Origin of the sequence: Mesorhizobium sp. M4A.F.Ca.ET.020.02.1.1, assembly GCF_004022645.1 — a bacterium.
In the GTDB taxonomy this organism is placed as follows: domain Bacteria; phylum Pseudomonadota; class Alphaproteobacteria; order Rhizobiales; family Rhizobiaceae; genus Mesorhizobium.
The window spans coordinates 1-2,080 of the sequence record NZ_RZOI01000906.1; the positions used below are offsets into that span (position 1 = coordinate 1).

Genomic DNA, 2,080 nt, shown 5'->3' on the forward strand with positions numbered 1-2,080 from the left:
ATGCACCACCCTCAACAAAAGTGCCTACTGCCCCATCTTGTAATCAAGGAACCACTTCTTGTTCAGCGCATCGAGCGTGCCGTCGGCCTTGAGCGAGGCGATCGCGGCGTTGACCGGCTTCACCAGGTCGGATCCCTTGGGGAAGATGAAGCCGAAATCCTCGGTGCCGAGCGGCCCGCCGATGAGCTTGAGCTTGCCTTCGGAAGCGTCGACATAGCCCTTGCCGGCGGTGCCGTCGGTCAAGACGACGTCGACGTCGCCGGATTTGAGTGCCTGTACGGTGGCCCCGAACGTCTCGAACAGTTTGATGCGCGGGTTCTGCTCATTGCCGTCTAGCACGCTGTAGACGGCGGTGTAGAAGGGCGTCGTGCCCGGCTGCGCGCCGATCAGCCCGTCCTTGAAGGCGCCGAAACTCTTGGCGTCGGTGAAGCGGCTTTCGTCGCCGCGCACCAGCATGAACTGCTCCGAGCGCATATAGGGGTCGGAGAAATCGACCTTCTCCTTGCGGTCGTCCTTGATGGTGATGCCGGTCATGCCGATGTTGTACTGGTTGTCGGAAACCGCCTGGATCATCGCATCCCAGGAGGTGTTCTGGTACTCGACCTTGAAGTTCAGCCGCTTGGCAATCTCGTCCATCGCGTCATATTCCCAGCCGATCTGCTTGCCGGTCTTGGAATCGATGAACTGCAGCGGCGGATAGGCGTTTTCCGTCACCACCACCACCTTCTTGCCGCCGAGGTCGGGCAGCGTCTCGGCCAATGCGGCGACAGGCGCGAGAAGGCAAGCCAGCAGGGCTGCCAGCAGCAGTTTCGATTTGGTCATGACACGCTCCCAGAAACTTGAAACGCCCGGCGAATGTGCCGGGCTTGCAGGAAAAATCCGGCGCCGACTTTAGCTTTCCGCAAGCGCCTTGCAAGCCGATCCGCTGCGCGGATGGGCACCAAAGTGGATTCCCGTGCTCTCAACGACGTGGTTTTGGAACGTATCGGGGTGGATCGATTATTCCGTCGCTTCCGAGCTCGACTTGCGCATCTCGGCGACAAAGCGAGTGAGCACACCGTGCAGGGATCGCAGCTCGCCGACCTCGAGTGGCAATTGGCATGCCAGGGCGGCAGGCACCCTGGCTGCCCTCTCGCGCAGGGCCTCGCCCTTGGCCGTCGGCTCGACCAGCACCCGGCGCTCGTCGGCCACATCGCGCCGACGGCTGACGAGGCCGCTGGCTTCCATCCGCTTGAGCAGCGGCGTCAGCGTCGCCGAATCCAGGCCTAGCGCCTCGCCAAGCGCGCCCACCGTGCTCGGCGCGCGCTCCCACAGCACCAGCATCGCCAGATATTGCGGATAGGTGAGGCCCAGCGGATCGAGCAGCGGCCGGTAAAGCTTGGTCATCAGCCCGCTCGCTGAATAGAGCGCGAAGCAGAGCTGCTGATCCAGCCGCGGAACGGCAATCGCCCCGGCTCTATCCGCCGGGACGTCGCTGACGGTCGCTGTGATCTCTGTCGTCATGCTGCCTTTGCCGGAAGCGCCACGGTCGAAAGCGCCACCTCGATATTGCCCCTGATGGCGTTGGAATAGGGACAGATCTGGTGCGCCGCCGATACAAGCGCTTCCGCGCCCGCCGGATCAAGGCCTTTCGTCTCCGCCGCCAGCGACACGCCGAGCCGGAAGCCGCCCTGGTCGTTGGGATGGAGGCTGACGGTGGCCGTCACCGCGGCGTCTTCGAGCGGCAGCTTCTGCTTGCGCGCGACGAAGCGGATCGCGCTTTCGAAGCATGCGGCGTAGCCGGCGGCGAAAAGCTGCTCCGGATTGGTGGCGCCGCCCTGCCCGCCCAGCTCTTTCGGCATCGCCAGATCGACCTTGAGCAGGCCGTCGCTGGTTTCGGCGTGGCCGGCGCGGCCGCCGGTGACGCGAGCCTGAGTGGTGTAGAGTGCAGACATGTGTGGTCTCCTGTTATTTTGTACACGATTATTTAGTGTACAAGATAGTTTGTCGTCAACGTCCGCGCCCGGATTTTTGGACGGAAAGCCTTCACGGCTACGTGAACGTGTCCAGGAAACGAAAAAAGGCGGCCGAGGCCGCCTTT

General features: G+C 63.1%; 3 protein-coding genes. All 3 read right to left on the reverse strand.

What is annotated here, in order from left to right; translation table 11 throughout:
• Positions 1 to 24: 24 nt before the first annotated feature.
• The 3 genes from EN742_RS32865 to EN742_RS32875 all read right to left on the reverse strand — a co-directional run bounded on the left by EN742_RS32865 (position 25) and on the right by EN742_RS32875 (position 1,934).
• Positions 25 to 822 (reverse strand): transporter substrate-binding domain-containing protein, encoded by a 798-nt coding sequence (locus tag EN742_RS32865; RefSeq protein WP_126057472.1) that lies wholly within the window; start codon positions 820 to 822, stop codon positions 25 to 27.
• A gap of 177 nt (positions 823 to 999) precedes the next feature.
• Positions 1,000 to 1,503 (reverse strand): MarR family transcriptional regulator, encoded by a 504-nt coding sequence (locus EN742_RS32870; protein WP_126057471.1) that lies wholly within the window; start codon positions 1,501 to 1,503, stop codon positions 1,000 to 1,002.
• A complete protein-coding gene (locus EN742_RS32875; RefSeq protein ID WP_126057470.1) occupies positions 1,500 to 1,934 on the reverse strand; it encodes an organic hydroperoxide resistance protein in 435 nt (144 codons plus the stop codon). The genes EN742_RS32870 and EN742_RS32875 overlap by 4 nt, the downstream gene beginning before the upstream one ends.
• Positions 1,935 to 2,080: the final 146 nt, after the last annotated feature.